We start from the raw sequence: 18,224 nt of genomic DNA on the forward strand, positions 1-18,224 counted from the left end.
ATTTACTCCGTCACTTCTACTTTACGGTTTACTTTGTTCTGAATTTCTTCCTCGATTGCAGCAATGAACTCACCAAGATCTTTCTGTCCCTCATCTCCAAGGAAACGGCTTCTGACTGATACTTTTCCTTCTGCCTCTTCCTTCTCACCTACAACAAGCATATACGGAATTCTTGCTTTTCTTGCCTCACGGATCTTGTATCCGATTTTCTCAGATCTGGTATCTACGTCAACACGAATACCTGCTTCATTCAGCTGTGCTTCCACTTTCTTTGCATAATCCATGTACTTGTCAGAAATAGGAAGTACACGAACCTGTACCGGTGCCAGCCAGGTCGGGAATGCACCTGCAAAATGCTCAATCAGGATACCGATAAAACGTTCGATAGATCCGAATACGACACGGTGAATCATGATGGGACGATGTTTCTCGCCGTCTGCTCCGATATACTCCAGTTCAAAACGCTGCGGCAGCTGGAAGTCAAGCTGAATGGTACCGCACTGCCAGGTTCTGCCGATGCAGTCTACCAGATGGAAGTCGATCTTCGGTCCGTAGAATGCGCCGTCTCCCTCATTTACTACATACGGAAGGCCGATCTCATCAAGGGCACTTCTTAAGCCCTCGGTTGCCATCTCCCAGTCTTCGTCGCTTCCCATGGAATCTTCCGGTCTGGTGGACAGCTCTACATGATACTCAAATCCGAACAGAGAGTAAACTTCGTTGATCAGTGCTACAACGCCCTTGATCTCATCTTTGATCTGATCCGGAGTCATGAAGATATGTGCATCATCCTGAGTGAAGCAGCGAACTCTCATCAGTCCGTGCAGCTGACCGGATTTCTCATGACGATGTACCAGTCCCAGTTCACCTACACGCAGCGGCAGGTCTCTGTAAGAACGCGGCTCGGATGCATATACCAGAACACCACCCGGACAGTTCATCGGTTTGATTGCATAATCTTCATCATCAATTACAGTGGTGTACATATTGTTTTTGTAATGATCCCAGTGTCCTGAAGTCTCCCACAGTTTTCTGTTCAGGATAATCGGAGTAGAAACCTCTACATAACCTGCTTTTTTGTGGATTTCTCTCCAGTAATCAAGCAACGTATTTTTCAGAACCATTCCATTCGGAAGGAAGAACGGGAATCCCGGTCCTGCCTCATGCATCATAAACAACCCCAGCTCTTTTCCAAGTTTTCTGTGGTCACGTTTCTTCGCCTCTTCCATCATAGTGATGTAAGCTTCCAGTTCCTCTTTCTTAGCGAAAGCAGTTGCATAGAGACGGGTCAGCATCTTATTGTGCTCGTCACCTCTCCAGTAAGCTCCTGCAAGGCTCATGATCTTAAATGCTTTACCAACACCCTTGGTGCTCATGAGATGCGGTCCTGCGCAAAGGTCTGTAAACTCACCCTGACTGTAGAAACTGATCTCTGCATCCTCCGGCAGATCTTCAATAAGCTCTACTTTATACGGCTCGCCTTTCTCTTTCATAAACTCAATGGCTTCTGCCCGCGGTTTGGTGAAACGCTCAATCTTCAGATCCTCTTTGATGATCTTTTTCATCTCTGCTTCAATCTTATCAAAATCATCGCTGGTCAGCGGAGTCTCAAACTCCATATCATAATAGAATCCATCTGCGATAGACGGTCCAATTGCCAGTTTGGTGCTCGGATACAAACGCTTTACTGCCTGTGCCATCACATGGCTTGCGGTATGTCTCAGTGCAGCAAGACCTGCCTCATCCTTTGCAGTCAGAATATTTACCTCTGCATCATTTTCTACGACTGTACGAAGATCTACAACTTCTCCATTCACCTCACCTGCACAGGCTACACGTGCAAGACCGTCACTTAAATCTCTGGCAATATCAATGACTGCCATCGGCTGTGCATACTCTTTAACTGATCCGTCTTTTAATGTCACTTTCATCTTTTCATGCTCCTTTATTTTTTTGTAATACAACAAAAATCCCTGAACAGCCACTTAACTGTTCAGGGACGATAGACTTACTCTTACCGCGGTTCCACCCATCTTGTGTAATCACCACTCATTCAGACGATAACGGTGTCGGCCGGGCTTTATTGGAGCCGCTCCAGGGTGGTCTTCCACTGACTTCTTCATAAGATACTCGCACCTTGCGTATCTCTCTCTGGATGCCTCTGTCAGCTTACTCTTCCTGTCTTTGCTTTTTTGTATTAACTGGCTTCCATTATAACATGGTACGAAAGGTTGTCAAGGTGATTTTCACAACTTAAACCATCCATTTTCCTATGAATGGTATTTTTTTCAGACACCATATGATCACATAACTAATCAAAAATGTCATGGCTGAAAAAAGTATAATTGTTACTATCACCGGAAACTTTTCCTGAGTTAATCCTATTCTTCTATAAACCTGCTCGATAAACAAAGTATGGATCAGATAAATTCCAAATGTACATTCTGATATTGATCTCAAAATTGCCTCATTTAAAATTTTTCTTTTCTCTATTTTCAGTCCTTTTTCAAGAGCAACAAATACCGCCGCCGAAGAAATTACAACCCAAATCGAGAGATATCCTGAAGTCACTGACATATTTTGCTTATATGCTAATGAGTACAATGCATTCACTACGGCCGCCAAAATGCAGGTACCAAGATAGATGGCAAAACATTTTTTTCCGGAAAAATAATCAATATAATGATGCAAATAATAGCCCAGAATGAAATACAAAATTCCTACTGGGATTTCAGCCAGAGGAAAATTTTTCAGAGCAGTATCTAAAATTACACTGTTTATTAGTGGTTGCAGTGTTTCTCTGCAAATGATTCCTGTCAAAATCAGAATTCCAATATATAACAAATCTTCTATTTCAAGATATTTAATCATTTTTTGTAAAACAGGCAAAAACAGGTACGCTGTCAGAATTGCAGGCAGAAACCACAGATGATAATGTCCTCCCAAAAAATGAGTCCAAAAATACTCTCCTGTAATTTCATGTGTTTTTTTATATGCAACACAATCAATCAACGCATACAGAAAAGACCAGCTTATCCAGGCAATTACTATTCTTGCTGCATATTTTCTGTACAATTCGAAAATGCTCAGCTTTTTTTCCATGAAAAGAATTCCACTAAGCATAAAAAAATTGGTACAGCACATCTTACCATAGAAACAACTAAATTCCGTATCATCCAATCAGTTGTATGGGGATCTTTTATTTCCATTCCATATCCGGCAACATGAATAACAACTACACAAAAACACGCAATTATCCGAATCATATCCCATTCTTTTTTTCGTTCATTCATACTCTTTTCCCATTCGTAAAAAACTCCAGACAACATGTCACGTCATCTGGAGTCTCAAGTTATTATGATTATGCTTTTTTTCCACAACACTGTTTATACTTCTTGCCGCTTCCGCACGGACACGGATCGTTACGGCCAATTTTCTTACCTTTTACGATGGTACCGGACTTTTTCTGCTCCAGATACAGTGCATGTTTTTTCTCTTTGTCGAAGATCTCATCCCACTGCGGCAGTTCATACAGCCAGTCAGCTTTTGCGTCAACCATGTTCTTGTACAGTTTTTCTTTGTCGAATTTCAGGCTGACAACGGTATCCTCTTCCATCTCCTCAATCGGGTTTGCCTCTACCAGGCTCTCATTAATACCATCCAGGAATCCGGTCATCTCCATAACGCTTAAACCATATTTCTCAGCCAGCTCTTTTACGGTTCCTTTTACTTCGGTATCCGGATCAGAGAGAAGTTTCTCATACACACCTTTTTCCAGGTTGAAGTAATTTGCCCAGAATCTCTGAAGAGCTCCCTTATCTTTTTTCTCATCATAGGCAATTTTCTGCCATTCTTTTAATAAAGCCATGTTCTTAACCATCCTTTTTCAATAAATAAACATATAGGGATAATATATACTATTTTCCTCTATTTTTCAACGATTTTTTGTTTCATCAGCCGGCTTAATGCCTCACTGTCAAAGGTTTCAAAAAATTCCGCCCTATCATAATCTCCCACGCCATCTCTTGCATACAGGCAGTCTGCCGCCAGAATCGGCGCGCCGACAGATCTTGCCTCCAGAAGCGGCAGTCCTATAGTCTCAATATAAGACGGGAATACCAGTACAGAAGACGCATACTGTTCAAAGAGCTGTGTTCTCGGCACCGGGCCGATGAACTCGATCGGAAGCTTATTTTCTTCTGCCTCCGCTTTCAACTTCTTCATACCCTCATTTTCTTCTCCCGTCACGGTCCAGATCACCCGGTAATCTTCCATGCCCTGCTCTTTTAAAAGTTCACAGGCCTTTAAAAATGTCCGGTGATTCTTATATGCAGGCGGGCCTGCCGGATAAAAAAATGTAGGACAGGCCTCATCCATCTTCCATGGATGAGTTTTCAGCATCTCTACCGGCGGAAACTTCACTTCCACCCGGTCAGCCGGAATGCCGCACTGACGGATGATCTCTTCCTTCATCCAGTTGGTCTGCACCAGCACTTTTTCTGCTCTGCAAATGGACTTTTTCATCATCCGGCCTAAAATCTGCTGGCTGTACCAAGGGCGGAATGCCTCCCATGGTTTGAATTTATATTCCGAAAAGGGAAGCGCATTATGTTCATATACCGTCTGCGGCACGTTTGTATGAGGAAGTTCAATGTTTTGCAGAGACAATACCCGGTCAACTTTATATTTCTTTACCAGCTTATGGGCCACGAAGTGATCAAAATACAGCCGGTGCAGCATGCTTTTCTTCACTTCCGGGAAATTCAGGACTTTGATATTGTCTGTCTCCGGAAGTTTATAGACGCTGAGCACGAAAATGTATTCATTCTCTGTATCTTTCTTAAATTCTTCATAAAAGCTCTGAAGAACCGTCGCTGCTCCGCCGCTGTCTGCCGCTACATCATAAACGAGCGTTCTCATCGGTCTTCACCTTGTTCATGGCTTTGATCAGAAGCTCCTGACCACGGAATGCATCCCGGATCACGGTATTCTTCTCTTTGCCCTTCAGTACCTGACAGATATACTCATACTCTGCCTTAATACCTTTGTCCTGTTTCAACTTATGGGTAACAGTCTTCGTACTTCCGTATTTCTTCAGACGGATAAAGTTGTCCATCTCATAGACAGATCCGTTGGATAATACGCGCAGCTGTTCCTTCGGATATTTTTTGGAGCCCATGGAAGAATACACAATGTTTCCAACTGCTCCGGATGCAAACTTCAGCGTAATCAGCACATTGTCATTCATAGGATAAGCATTGTTGGAAGCTGCGGTCACGTTCATATCCGTCAGCTCGCTGCCATCCAGGTACTGAATGAGATCCACGAAATGGCATGCCTCACCAAGAATTCTGCCGCCGCCTGCTGCCTCGTCATGTACCCAGTGATCCTTCGGAATAAATCCCGCATTTCCAATAAAATCATAGACTGCCGGAATCTGGTCCGTCTTCAGATCCTTCTTGATCTGCTGAATGAGCGGCGCATGACGCCGGTTCAGGCCTACGAACAGCTCGCCCTCGGATTTCTCATACGCTTCTTTAATCTGCTGTAATTCATCCAGAGTCAGACAAAGCGGTTTCTCACAATAGACATGCTTTCCAGCATTCAATGCCTCGATAACAAATTTGGCATGGCTGTTATGCTGAGTGGAAACTGCGATCAGATCAATATCCGGATCTGCCAACAGTTCTTTATAATCATTGGTGGTATAAGCAAACGGTGTTCCGCTGTTAGCCTGTGCTCCGCCTACACCACCGGTAGTAGCCAGTCCACGGAACTCAAAGAGTCCGGTCTCTTTCATAATCGGAAGCATGGTGCTGCGTACAAAGTTGCCCGCTCCGATAAGTCCCAGACGGATCTTATCACCGGATACAGATTTCTTTGCCTCCGGATTATGAATGGTTCCATTCCATTTTTCTTTATTTTCTTCATCATATTTCAGAAGAACGCCGATATAACGCTCATGATTCGGGTTCTTCGTGATCATCTCATAAGCTTCTGCTGCCTGAGCAAAGGGAATCTCATGGGTAATGATATCGGAAAGACTGATTCTTTCCTGAGCAAGCAGGCGGACAAACTCCTCGATATTGCGACCTTCTGTGAAGCGCACATAGCCGATGGGGTAATCAATTCCCTTCTGCTCATAGGTCGCATCATAACGTCCTGCTCCATAAGAACGGGCAATGCGGAAAGAAAGCTCTCTCTCATAGTACGGGCGTCTGTCAATGTTCATCTGGGTTACACCGATCATGCAGATAATACCGCGGTCACGGGCAATGGCTGCCGCCAGATCCATGGGTGCATTGGTATTGGCTGCTGCGGTGATGATGACTTTGTCCACACCGCGTCCTCTGGTCAGTGCCTTGGTCATATCAACAGCGCTGTCATCGCCGGAATTGATAAATGCCTTCAGGTTGGTACCTGGCATGGTCTTATCCACCACATCATAGCCAATGACGTCACAACCGTAAGCATTTAAAATACGGCTCACAATATGTCCCAGAAGTCCCATACCGATGACTGCTACAGTCTCTCCCGGTACGACTTCCGCCTGATGGATCCCCTCCAGTGCAATACCACCCAGGGCGCAGAACGCTGCCTGACGATAATCCTGTAACTCTTCCGGAATCTTTGTGAGCATAGTTCTACTCACCCGGTTGATCTCGCAGTGATAAGCGGTACCTACCATGGCTACCAGATCTCCGGCTTGTACTTCTGTCACGCCTTTTCCGCAGGAAATGACACGTCCTACACCAGAATATCCCATAGGCATCGGTTCTGCCAGCTTGTTAAAGGCACTCTCGATAGTAGTCACAATCCCATCGGTAGAAAGCTTTTCCAACACTTTCTTTACCTGATCCGGACGCTCCAGTGCCTTCTGGACCAGATTCTTGCCGCCGAAAGAAGCAAGGCCTCTCTCTGTACCGGCACTGACTACCGTATACAAAGTCTCCACCAGAGCCATATTTTCTTTTACCGTGGGCATGGGCTGGTCAATGAGCTTCATGCTTCCGTCTTTTACATTCAGAAATAACTGTTTCATATATTATGTTTCTCCATTCCCTTCTCTACAAGCGGTAGGTTCCATCCAGGAAACAGATATGTCTGGTATCCAACACTACTTTTCCTTTCAGTTTGTCCATATTTTCTCTGATCTCATCATGTCCTACCAGCAGAACCACAAAATCCACATCTGCAAGGAAGCTGTCCAGATCATGATACTGGTTCGGCACCAGATCTTTCTTTACATAGGGATCATAGACTTTGATCTGTCCGCCGCAGAGATGGCGTTCCATGCTCTCCAACATCTGCAAGGTCGGACTTTCTCTCGTATCGTCTACATTTTCTTTATAGGTCAGACCGTAGAGACCTACTCTTCCCACATCGGTCATGTTATTCTCTTTCATGATATTGTGAATCCGTTCGAGAACGAAATCAGGCATACCGTCATTGATCTTTCTGGCTGCCAGAATGATATTTGCCAGGCCCGGATAATCACCTACCAGGAACCACGGATCTACAGAGATGCAGTGTCCGCCGACACCAGGTCCCGGAGTCAGAATGTTGACACGGGGATGCTTGTTGGCAATTCGGATGATCTCATACACATCCATATTATCGGAGCGGCAGATCTTCGCCAGCTCATTGGCAAATGCAATGTTAATATCTCGGAAGGTATTCTCCACTACCTTGGTCATCTCTGCGGTACGAATATCCGTTACCACGATCTCTCCCTGACAGAAAGAGCTGTACAGGGCCTTTACTTTTTCACCGATCTCCAGGCTGTCTGCACCAATCGTACGGGAATTATGTTTCAGCTCATATACCATATTTCCCGGAATGATACGCTCCGGTGCATGCACCAGATTGATATCCTCGCCGATGGTAAATCCGTCGGATTCAATGATCGGACGCACATATTTATTGATGGTTCCCGGAGATACGGTAGATTCGATAACCACCGTTGCGCCCTTCGGGCAGACACTCATAACGTTCTGCACTGCCTTTACTACGTAGCTTGCATCCACCTTTTTACTAGCCTTATCATAGGGAGTCGGCACTGCCACGATATACATATCCGTGCTCTGATACTCATGAGAAAACCGGATCCCTTTGCTCACTGCCTCCTGGAACAGTTCGTCAAGGCCATCCTCCTCGAAGGTAGTCTTTCCCTCATTCAGGGTATCTACCAGCTCCTTATTATAATCCGTTCCTACAACCTCTACCCCATGTGCTGCAAACATCAGCGCAGTGGGAAGACCGATATAACCAAGTCCTACTACATTAATCATGATGCTTCTCCCTTTCTCTTTCGAATATGATCTGTGTTATGTGCTCACTTCCATCGCCCTCCCAGGCAAGTGCAAGCACTTGTATCTGTTCTGTTTTTCCAAATTCCGGTGCATAGGAACAGATGGTTCCTTCCCGGTAGATTTTTACCTGATCCTGTTTTTCCGGAATGATACGGCAGACCAGCGTATCGTCTTTTTCTTTGACCAATACGGAATTTTCCGCTTCTTCATAATGATAATCCGGCGCCAGATGGAAATATGCATCTGCATGTCCGTCTACCTGATCCCAGATCTCGACACTGCTGCCTTCTGCCCAGATACAGCGTCCCTGCTTTCTGCCAGATGCCGTCGTCAGCCTGCCTTTCAGCTCCTGGCTGCCGGCAGAACCGGTTACTTCTGAAATCCGTCTGGCTACCCGGTGTTCTCCCCAGCATTCAGACTGTTCCTCGCCGTCAATCATCACCGTATTATGGGCTGCAGTGCTTCTGAAATATCCCCGTAATGCCCCCTGATACATCCCTGTACCAGAATTCACAAAGACCGGATGTCCCTGTCTGGACAGTTCAAAACTCAATCCATCGCAGTGTCCGTGTCCCGGCATGTAATCCGGCGCAATGGCACCTGCATCCAGAAGAACCTTCACATCTCCGCTTCGCAGGCAATAATAACCGGCATCCGGGAAAGATGCTTTATAATCCGGCGTAATTCCGAATTCTTCCCGGAGTGCTGCCAGGAGACTTACCATGGAACGCGCCACATTATCCCCGGAATCATTGAAAAGCGGCGTCTGTCCCATGCCATCTTCCAGAGAATACATAACGTCCGCCATTTTCTTAATCTTCTTACTTAGTTCTTCGTAGAAAAGGCGGTCTGCTTTCTCCACACCTCTTGCTGCCCTCATCAGATCTTCCAGTACAATCTTATGATACATGGGGCTTCGTTCATAATGCATGCCATCGGGCAGGATCTGTTCTTCCAGTTCCTCCAGCAAGCGGCTTTTATAATCATCATAAACACCCGGCTCTTTGAAATACAGCGCACCCAGCATGACTGCTTTTAAATTTTCCAGATAATGATTGCCCAGAAGGTGAAGCTCCAGCTTCTTCTGCAGATGCAGATACTGAGCGTACATACTGTCACCCAGCTTCTGAGTAAATTTCTCATCTTTCCGGAATATCTCACCAAATCCATCCATACAGATCCAGAGATTAGTAAGCCTCAAAGAAATGGTATAAGGATGCCATCCATCCCCGGTCCCGTCTTCATTATCTTCCATCCATCGGAGACAATAATCACGGAACTTCTCATAATACTTCGCCTCTCCGGTTTCCCGATAGGCTGCTGCCAGCGGAATCAGAAATTCCAGATACTGCAGATTAAAATTCCACAGATGACTCTTATCCGGATTATCCCAATTATGACCGCCCGGAATACCGCTCTCATGAAGCAGTGTCACCGTTCCGTTTAAAATCTCATCCCGGTCAAACCGCTTCTCATAATCCGGATGAGCGTCAAGGCGATCCATCCAGAGTGGCATTGTTCCCAACGCCGGTGCAGAGGCTTTCGTTATTGCTTTTTTCTTTCTTTCCAGACGATTCTTCACCAAGAATTTTACCTGGCTTTTCTTCAGATAAGACACCGTCCGGTAATATTTCTCAATCTTTTTCCACACTCTTGATCACCTGATAAAGTTTCCTGGTCAGTACCGGGAAGTCAAAATCCTTTGCCCCATTCTTCGCATTCTCCGCCATCTGGGCATAAGCTTCCTCCGGCATATCATGAATCTTCAGGATCTGCTCTGCCAGCGCCTTCGCTGTACACTCCTCAAGGGACAGACCACACTGATATTTATCCAGAATGCAATATCCCATCTTCACCGTGGAAATAATCGGTTTTCCACTGGCCATATACTCAAACAGCTTGTTGGAACTGTTGCCTCTGGACCAGTTATAGTTTGCCTGAGAATAATTCAATACATTCACAGAAGATCGGCTCAGGATATACGGAATATATTTTTTCTCCACAAACCCTTTGAAAATCACATTGTCTATGTGCTCATCCTGTACTCTTTTTTCCAGTTTTTCCAGCTCGCTTCCACCACCGAAGATCAGGAATTTGATATCTTTTTTATCTTTTAATAATTTTGCCGTATCCAGAAGATTGCCCACATTGTTGACCGGGCGAACCGTCCCGGTGTACACCACCTTGAAACTGTCATCCTCCAGATCCGGATCTTTCAGAATATCCTTCTCAATACTTGCATAGTAATCCTTCAGATTCACACCATTGTTGATGTAATGGCATTTGGCAAGATCAATCTTACCGCCGTGGTCTTTATCCCATCCCATCTCTTTGATGTGATCCACGTCGCCTTCTTTGGTGAATACAATAGCATCCGCATGGACATACATCCATTTTTCTCCGGCACTTAAGAGCCGTCCTACCAGACTGTTCATCTTTACTTTTCCAAAAGAGAAGATAGCCTCCGGCCAGAGATCCCGGACTTCTACGATAGCCGGGACCCGGAACCGTCTGGCCACCAGAATTCCCGCAATGCTGGTCAGGGGATGGGCACTGGAACCCATGATCACATCCGGCTTTCCATACTGCTTCGCATAGCCCTTGCTGATCTTTAAAAGTCCTAGGAAGAAGCTCACCATGTTCTTCACACGGGAGATTCCGTTACCTTCATATTTACTCGTCTTAACAAAGACAAAGGGAACCCCTTCCTCTTCGGTCCGAAGATAAGGCTTCCCGTGGGTGTCGACACAGCCTCCGGTCTGATGAAGCTCATTGGCCGCAAAGACTGTCGTCTCAATATTTCTTTCTTTTAAATACTCCGCAAAATAATAGTGGCGGAGCAGCGGCCCCGTAAGGGGGGTCGTCGCATAATGGTTAAATATCCAAAATCTATGCATGGTTCTGTCCTTCCTCCACTCCTTCTGTACTCTCCTTGGTGAACATGATCTTCAGCGTCAGGAAGATCAGACGGATGTCCAGAAGAACCGAATAACTTTCAATGTACATAAGGTCAAGCTTTAACTTGTCCAGCGGAGTCGTATTGTATTTTCCATAAATCTGCGCATAACCGGTCAGTCCGGCTTTTACTTTCAGACGATAGATAAATTCCGGCGTTTCCTGACAGAACTCATCAATGTACGTCTGGCGCTCCGGTCTCGGCCCTACAATACTCATGTCTCCTTTTAAAATATTTAAAAGCTGGGGCAGCTCGTCCAGTCTGGTGGCACGGATAAATTTACCCACCTTCGTAATACGGCTGTCATTCTTCGTGGAGAACTGTGCTCCATTCTTCTCCGCATCTACGATCATACTGCGGAATTTATAGATATAGAACTTCTTACCTCCGATCGTTACCCGCTCCTGCTTAAAAAGCGCCGGACCATGATCTTCCAGCTTGATGGCCAGTGCCGTCAACAGCATAAAGGGAGAAGCCACAATGAGCATGGCTCCTGAAATCAGGATATCCATGGCACGCTTCATAATCCGCTGCTCAAAAGACAGGCCGGAATTTCGAAGAAGGAAAAACGGTGTGTCAAAGGAATGGACGCGGTCTGCACCACGCAGCAGAATATCTGACACCTCCGGAGCCACATAGATCCGGATGGATTTCTCATAACAGAATTTGATCAGATCGTTCCGTTTCTGCTCTTCAATCCCATAGAGCATCATAGCATCACAGTCTGCCACTTCTTTCTGTAAGACTGACAGCGGTTCTGACGCTGACACACATCTGCTCACCTCATAGAGATCTTTTCTGCTGGAAATCTTCCGAAGCAAAAGTTCCTTATATTCCAGATCACAGATCAGGAGCAGATGCTTTGGTGGAAACATCTTCCGGAAAATACCGTCAGACATCTGATTAATCAAAGCAATAATCAGGAATTCCGGCACACATAATACCAGCATGGGCCATACCGCCGGAAGCGGGAACTGTCCTACAACCATGATAATCTGCATATACATGAGCGCGTTTGCAATGACCGTTCCCAGCGTCTGGGAAAGAATCAGCTGTCCCTTGCGATAGTACGCATATTTTGTTCCGCCATACATATAAATAAAGACAACCAAATAAAGGATATAAAATCCCACCATCATCAGATTACCTTTATTTTCAAACGGATTCAGTCTCCGTCCATTGTATACTCCAAACCAGACATACGTAAAAAATGCAGCTTCCAGAATAATCTCAATTCCGGCTATGCCCAGACGAAGAAGCCGTTTATACTGATCAAATTTATCCATGAACACAGTTACCTCATTATCTATAGTCTTCTGTATTCTACCACTTTCAGGATACTTTTACAAGGATTGCAGTTTGTAAATATGAAATAGTCCCGCACGATCCACTTCCGTGCAGGTTGTGTTCTCATATAAAGAGGTCAGATATTCCAGCCCCTTATCAAACGTGCAGATTAAATATACATTGTCCCGCTTATACAATGCCTCACGCACACTGGTGATCCCCTGTTGTTCCAGTTTTTTCTTCCACACGGGACTAAAGCTCATCCAGTCTCCCAGAGACATATAATTCATCGTATAAGTTTTATTACGCCAAAGTTTCACATTCCATGTAGTAAATGCCATGGTCGTCACATCGTTAAAATAAAAATTTTCTGAATATTCAGAGCAATACTGCTTAAGATTTTCTACAGATTCATTTCTTTTATAACGCTCTTCGTTTTGAATGCGAATAGAATTTCCGTATACAACACTAATCATGACCAGCGCAAAAACAGCTGCTGTCAATCCTTTCTTCCATATTTTTTTCACAAATTCCTGTTCAAATGAAGAACTGATTTCTCTGCATATCAAAATTGCAATTACGACTAATAGTAGATTCATACTATAGATGACTCGTTCTGGAACGCGTCCTTTATAAAGTAAATAAATCCAAAGTACAAACTGTATTCCAAGCAGACCAAGAAGTTCTATTGCCTGACTCCAATGTTTTCTCCAAATACTGAGCAAAAACAAAAGTCCAAGCACCAGCATTCCAATACTTTGAATCAGATGAAATCTTCCATCTAACAAACCTTTTACATAAATTTTTGCCGCTTTAATTAATTTTTCTGTTCTATTTTGTCCTACTGGATATATTTTCTTATAAGTATGGATATAATTTTCGAAAAATTCCGGAGTAATTTTGTCATCTGCTGTATAATTATAATTCATCAATGTACGCGCCCGGCTTTTACTGTCAATTCCTGCAGCGGCATATAGTTCTTCCGCACTTTCATATGGCGGAAATGTATAATCTGGATAATCATAAATATCTGAACGATATTGATTGTAGATATTGTATTCTTTCCATGCCTCATTTCCATAACCGACTTCTTTTCCAAGGAGTCCAATAAAAAGCACAACAAACACAACAACCGGTACATACCATTCTATTTTTTCCCTTTTTTCTCCTTTTTCCCTCCACATCCGGATACACCAGAAAACTATTCCCACTGGAAGAACCATAAAAAAAACTTCTATTCTTATCTGCATTGTCAGAAATTCAAGTATTCCCAATACTATCAGATCTGCGATCGTCATTCTTTCCGTTGTTGCATACCAATACAATATGGAAGCCCCCAGAACGGCTGCCGTTGTTGTAAATGTAATCTGCGTTAATGTTTGCAGCCCAATCACAAGAAATACTGATAATGCCAGTATGATTTTCCATATTTTTTCTTTTCTTTGTTCCATTTTACCCATGATACGGTATAGAATTAAACTCATGCAAAACCATTGTGCTGCAAAAAAACTTAATGCATACCAGTCTATTTGCGAGCAGATATGATATAATCCTGTCAGTGCCAGTGCATACCAATACTGTAGAAAAATTGCATGTGCATCTGGATATCCTAGATACTGACCTGATAAAATTTCCATCATGCTGCGGTCATCAATGATTGCATATATAAATGGAATTACCTGACTTAATCCACCAATCAGAAATACCGGCAATATACAGGCAATTATTATATTTTTCTTTTTAATGCTCATAGCTATTATCCCCATTTCATTCTCTCTTCTCTATATTACATTAACTCTTTCAAAAACAAAACCTTATTTTCTATTATTCTAAATTCTTTAGTAATTGACGTCTCCTCAAATATCTCCTATAATTAAAAAATATGAAAAGAAAGGTATTAAATATTAATGATTCAGATAAGTTTTGTTATCCCCTGTTATAGAAGTGCAAACACAATTATACAAGTATTAAAAGAAATCGAAGATAAAATGAATGAACGACCAGATACTATTTATGAAGTCATTACCGTCAATGACAGTTCTCCAGATAATGTACTTCAGGTACTGAAGGAATATGCTGAAACCCATTCCTGGCTGCGGGTAGTTGATTTCACAAAGAATTTTGGACAGCATGCGGCCATGATGGCAGGTCTCTCTTTTGCATCTGGAAAATACATTGTATTTCTGGATGATGACTTTCAGTGTCCGGTTGATCGAATCTGGGATCTTCTTGCACCTCTTGATGAGGGTTATGATATTTCTGTTGCACAATATAAATTTGAAGAGAGAAAAGAATCCTTTTTCCGCGTTCTTGGAAGCCGTATTAACGACGCTATGATGTGTACTTTGATCGATAAGCCAAAAGATCTAAGAATTACTAACTTTGTTGCCATGAAAGACTATATTGCCAACGAAGTTCTGGAATATAAGAATCCATATCCCTACATTGATGGACTTCTTCTTCGATCCAGCCATCATATTGCAAGTGTTCCCATGCAGGATCGTGAACGGCTTAGTGGCTCTTCCAATTACAATCTAAGAAAACTGATCTCTCTTTTTTCAAACGGCTTTACTGCATTTTCTATTTTGCCACTTAGAATTGCAACTTTTTCTGGAACTATCTGCTCCATCCTCGGTTTTTGTTGGGGAATCTATCTGATTATACACAAACTGATACATCCTCAGCTGATTACAGAGGGGTATAGTTCTTTGATGGCTGTGCTTCTGTTCATCGGTGGTATGATCATGATCATGCTTGGAATCTGCGGCGAATATATTGGCCGGATTTATATCAGTCTTAACAGCAGTCCACAATATGTCATCCGAAGCACCTATCATATGACTGCGGCAAATGAAGATCACCATCAGCAGACGAGGTAACTCATGAGTACACCTGTTTTATCAATTATTACCGTATGTTTTAATGCATGCAATGAATTGCAGAATACCGTTAAAAATGTTCTGGCACAGGAATGGACGAATTTTGAATACCTAGTCATCGATGGTGCTTCCACTGATGATACTGTTTCTTTTTTAGAACAGTCCACCACTCTTTTTGCAGCAAAAAAAATTCCCTTCCATTTTATTTCTGAAAAAGATCACGGAATCTATGATGCCATGAATAAAGGTATACGCATCGCATCTGGGGACTGGCTGCTATTTTTAAATGCAGGTGATCTACTGTATAAACCAAATATTTTGAGAAAGGTTTTTGAAATCTCTCATTCGGCAGATATTTTGTATGGTGATACCATCTGTGTCTATCAAGGACAACAAAAGAAGTATTCTGCTCTTCCTTTGAAAAATTTGATTTATGAAATGGCTTTTTGTCATCAGTCCGCTTTTATATCAAAACAGCTCTTATCTAAATATCCTTATGATACCACTTTTAAGGTATGTGCTGATCATTATTTTTTTCTACAGATGTATCTTCAAAAGAAAAGTTTTGACTATCTTCCATTTCCAGTTTCCATTTACGAAATTGCCGGATTTTCAGATAAAAATAAGCTTTTATCCCATCAGGAGAAACATCGCATGCAAAAACAACTTGGAGTTTTCCATTTTTCACCCATATGGTTTTTTCGAGAACTAAACTTCTATTTTAAATATTTTATTAAAATTCTCTTTGGACAAAATTTTATTAATCTTGTTAGAAAAAAACGCCTGCATTAAGCAGACGTTTTTTTCTCCTTCAATATATTCACTACGAACACCAGAATACCAAACATCGTCAAAACCTGCGCTCGATATGTATACCAGTAGTGAATCTGGGAATGATTAGACATTACCAGATACCAGATATACGGATACAATGCCACTACTCCGATTGGCAGACTCGCCAGCACAGTTTTCTGATCCTTCAGTCTTCTGACCAAAATCAGGACGATAACTATCAACAGCAGTACCATCACTACTTTACTCCAGCTTATGATGCCATTATCCTGCACATTCATCCAGGCTTTCAGGTTTTTCTGCAATGTGCCAATCCGATCCAGAGGCTCCTCTTCACTTCCCTCCAGACGATACTGCACCACGCTCATGGTACGCCAGAAATACCGGACACCAAGCACCACCGTAGCAATTCCCCATTTTGCAATCCAGGTCAATGCATAGCCAAGACCCCAGGAAACAGATGATTTCACTGTAAAGATCATATTTTCTATCAAATCTGCAGATTCATCCCTGATTTTCAACCAGAGCAGAACTATCAGCGGAATCCCCAGTGTAATAATCGGATAAGTAAGAAAATCAAAGAAATTTTCTACCATTCCCACTACAAAAAAATACAATATCAGATTCATAGTGCTGTCTTTCTCATATCTGGTCAATAGCACAATCAAAGCACCGAACAGAACTAGAAAAGTCGTAAAAAACTGGAAGCAAACCGGAAGGAACACAATGTATCCACTAGTCACTGCTGCCACATAACACATGGCAATCCCCGGCTTTAATTTCTTTGCCATCAGCCAGGCACTCCAGAAAAACAGAAGATGAAATACATACATTCCAAGATATCGAAGCTCCTGCACCTGAAAAATTACCGTCAGCGGTCTTAAAATCACCTGATAACCATGCCAGTACCGAGGATACTGATTAATACTCACAGAAGCCTGAACCGGGTTATAATAATCTCTATTCTGGATCAGGCTGGTATACATCAGTTTATCGGTATGCTCATCAATGATTGCACTGTGACGGTAAAAGAAATACATCGGATACTCTCCTTCGTTTTCGATCACCTCTACCGATTTTTCTACATTATTCTGAATCCAGGAGGTCGGAATGTAATATACCAGCGTCATGGACAAAAAAAACACTACAATTAAAATTACAAATATTTTTACAAATGCTTTCAATTCTTTTATTCTTCCCATTTTCTTGTATCCATTCCTTCCTCATAATTCTCATCTACCAAAATCGTAAATTCATCAGTATCATGATAAGACAAATATCCATAATCTGCCCAATCACCATTATAAATATGACTTTTTGATATAATTATAAACGTACATTTTTCTTCTCTGGCCAGTGGTCCTGCAACATTTACATCTATTTCTTCTTTCTGTAACTCTTTATATAAATTCGCTGTCGGGCCATAAACAACATCCATACCATTAAAAACCAAGGCATTTCTGGCATACTCTAATGTCAGGGACGGATCCCGAAGCCGCAGATAGGGGGTCAATCGGTTGGATGCCACCACATGTACATTTTCCGGCAGAAGATCTGCAATCTGCATGACATTTTCCGGTACCTTATAGTCGTTCGTCGCTGTTTCAAACCATTCCGATGAAAGCACGCTTTTTCCGCCCAGTCCGATCACAGCCAGCAAAAGCAGGAAAGCACCCTGCCGCCAGATCCCTGATAGCCGTTTCAGCAGAAGACATCCCGCATAGGGAATAATCACTGCCAATAATAAAAGCCACAGGATTCTCCAATATACATTTTCACCCAGCACTTTCATGAAAAACAATCCAGTCAGCGGACACCAGTAGAAGAATAAAAATACCAGCGGCAGAATTCCCAGCAGAATCTTCCTCATCCAGTCCTTTTCCTGCCAGAGAATCCATAGAATTCCAATCAATAACATAGGAAAGATCCATGCGCCGCTGAACGTATCTGTAAAATCTGTTTTTGCAATTTCCAAAAAGTTCTGCATACGAATTCCTT

General features: G+C 42.9%; 15 protein-coding genes. 2 read left to right on the plus strand and 13 right to left on the minus strand.

Annotated elements, in window-relative coordinates:
• Positions 1 to 2 precede the first annotated feature (2 nt).
• From thrS to LKD36_RS04010, 11 genes are all read right to left on the minus strand, one after another.
• Positions 3 to 1,931 (minus strand): threonine--tRNA ligase, encoded by a 1,929-nt coding sequence (thrS, locus tag LKD36_RS03960; protein ID WP_308458779.1) that lies wholly within the window; start codon positions 1,929 to 1,931, stop codon positions 3 to 5.
• Positions 1,932 to 2,253: 322 nt separating this feature from the next.
• Positions 2,254 to 3,102 carry an acyltransferase gene (locus LKD36_RS03965; RefSeq protein ID WP_308458780.1) on the minus strand — a complete coding sequence of 283 codons (849 nt, stop codon included), beginning with the start codon at positions 3,100 to 3,102 and terminating at the stop codon, positions 2,254 to 2,256.
• Complete coding sequence (locus LKD36_RS03970) at positions 3,087 to 3,293, minus strand: hypothetical protein (protein WP_308458781.1); 207 nt, start codon at positions 3,291 to 3,293, stop codon at positions 3,087 to 3,089. Before LKD36_RS03970 ends, LKD36_RS03965 begins: the two co-directional genes overlap by 16 nt.
• Positions 3,294 to 3,361: 68 nt before the next feature.
• A complete protein-coding gene (locus tag LKD36_RS03975; RefSeq protein WP_118770238.1) occupies positions 3,362 to 3,868 on the minus strand; it encodes an SEC-C metal-binding domain-containing protein in 507 nt (168 codons plus the stop codon).
• Positions 3,869 to 3,927: 59 nt separating this feature from the next.
• A complete protein-coding gene (locus LKD36_RS03980; RefSeq protein WP_308458782.1) occupies positions 3,928 to 4,920 on the minus strand; it encodes a glycosyltransferase in 993 nt (330 codons plus the stop codon).
• Positions 4,901 to 7,042, minus strand: coding sequence for a bi-domain-containing oxidoreductase (locus LKD36_RS03985; protein WP_308458784.1), 2,142 nt, complete (start codon positions 7,040 to 7,042; stop codon positions 4,901 to 4,903). Before LKD36_RS03985 ends, LKD36_RS03980 begins: the two co-directional genes overlap by 20 nt.
• A gap of 25 nt (positions 7,043 to 7,067) precedes the next feature.
• On the minus strand, positions 7,068 to 8,291 hold the full coding sequence (locus LKD36_RS03990) for a nucleotide sugar dehydrogenase (protein ID WP_308458785.1): 1,224 nt from the start codon (positions 8,289 to 8,291) through the stop codon (positions 7,068 to 7,070).
• Positions 8,284 to 9,963 (minus strand): alginate lyase family protein, encoded by a 1,680-nt coding sequence (locus LKD36_RS03995; RefSeq protein ID WP_308458786.1) that lies wholly within the window; start codon positions 9,961 to 9,963, stop codon positions 8,284 to 8,286. Before LKD36_RS03995 ends, LKD36_RS03990 begins: the two co-directional genes overlap by 8 nt.
• Positions 9,947 to 11,209 (minus strand): glycosyltransferase family 4 protein, encoded by a 1,263-nt coding sequence (locus tag LKD36_RS04000; protein WP_308458787.1) that lies wholly within the window; start codon positions 11,207 to 11,209, stop codon positions 9,947 to 9,949. Before LKD36_RS04000 ends, LKD36_RS03995 begins: the two co-directional genes overlap by 17 nt.
• The gene (locus LKD36_RS04005; RefSeq protein WP_308458788.1) at positions 11,202 to 12,554 is read right to left on the minus strand and encodes a sugar transferase; all 1,353 of its coding nucleotides are present in this window, start codon (positions 12,552 to 12,554) and stop codon (positions 11,202 to 11,204) included. The genes LKD36_RS04000 and LKD36_RS04005 overlap by 8 nt, the downstream gene beginning before the upstream one ends.
• A 57-nt stretch (positions 12,555 to 12,611) precedes the next feature.
• Entirely contained in the window at positions 12,612 to 14,306 is a 1,695-nt protein-coding gene (locus tag LKD36_RS04010; RefSeq protein WP_308458789.1) for a hypothetical protein, read from the minus strand.
• A gap of 156 nt (positions 14,307 to 14,462) precedes the next feature.
• Between LKD36_RS04010 and LKD36_RS04015 the strand changes: the two genes are divergently transcribed.
• Together LKD36_RS04015 and LKD36_RS04020 are read left to right on the plus strand one after the other, a co-directional pair.
• Positions 14,463 to 15,434, plus strand: coding sequence for a glycosyltransferase (locus LKD36_RS04015; RefSeq protein WP_118770246.1), 972 nt, complete (start codon positions 14,463 to 14,465; stop codon positions 15,432 to 15,434).
• Positions 15,435 to 15,437: 3 nt separating this feature from the next.
• Positions 15,438 to 16,226, plus strand: coding sequence for a glycosyltransferase family 2 protein (locus LKD36_RS04020; protein ID WP_308458790.1), 789 nt, complete (start codon positions 15,438 to 15,440; stop codon positions 16,224 to 16,226).
• Here LKD36_RS04020 and LKD36_RS04025 read toward each other — a convergent pair.
• Positions 16,223 to 17,428, minus strand: coding sequence for a hypothetical protein (locus tag LKD36_RS04025; protein WP_308458791.1), 1,206 nt, complete (start codon positions 17,426 to 17,428; stop codon positions 16,223 to 16,225). The two genes, LKD36_RS04020 and LKD36_RS04025, sit on opposite strands and share 4 nt — an antisense overlap.
• A complete protein-coding gene (locus LKD36_RS04030) occupies positions 17,416 to 18,213 on the minus strand; it encodes a hypothetical protein (protein ID WP_308458792.1) in 798 nt (265 codons plus the stop codon). The genes LKD36_RS04025 and LKD36_RS04030 overlap by 13 nt, the downstream gene beginning before the upstream one ends.
• Positions 18,214 to 18,224 lie beyond the last annotated feature (11 nt).

This window comes from Hominiventricola filiformis, from assembly GCF_020686965.1.
Taxonomy (GTDB): domain Bacteria; phylum Bacillota; class Clostridia; order Lachnospirales; family Lachnospiraceae; genus Hominiventricola; species Hominiventricola filiformis.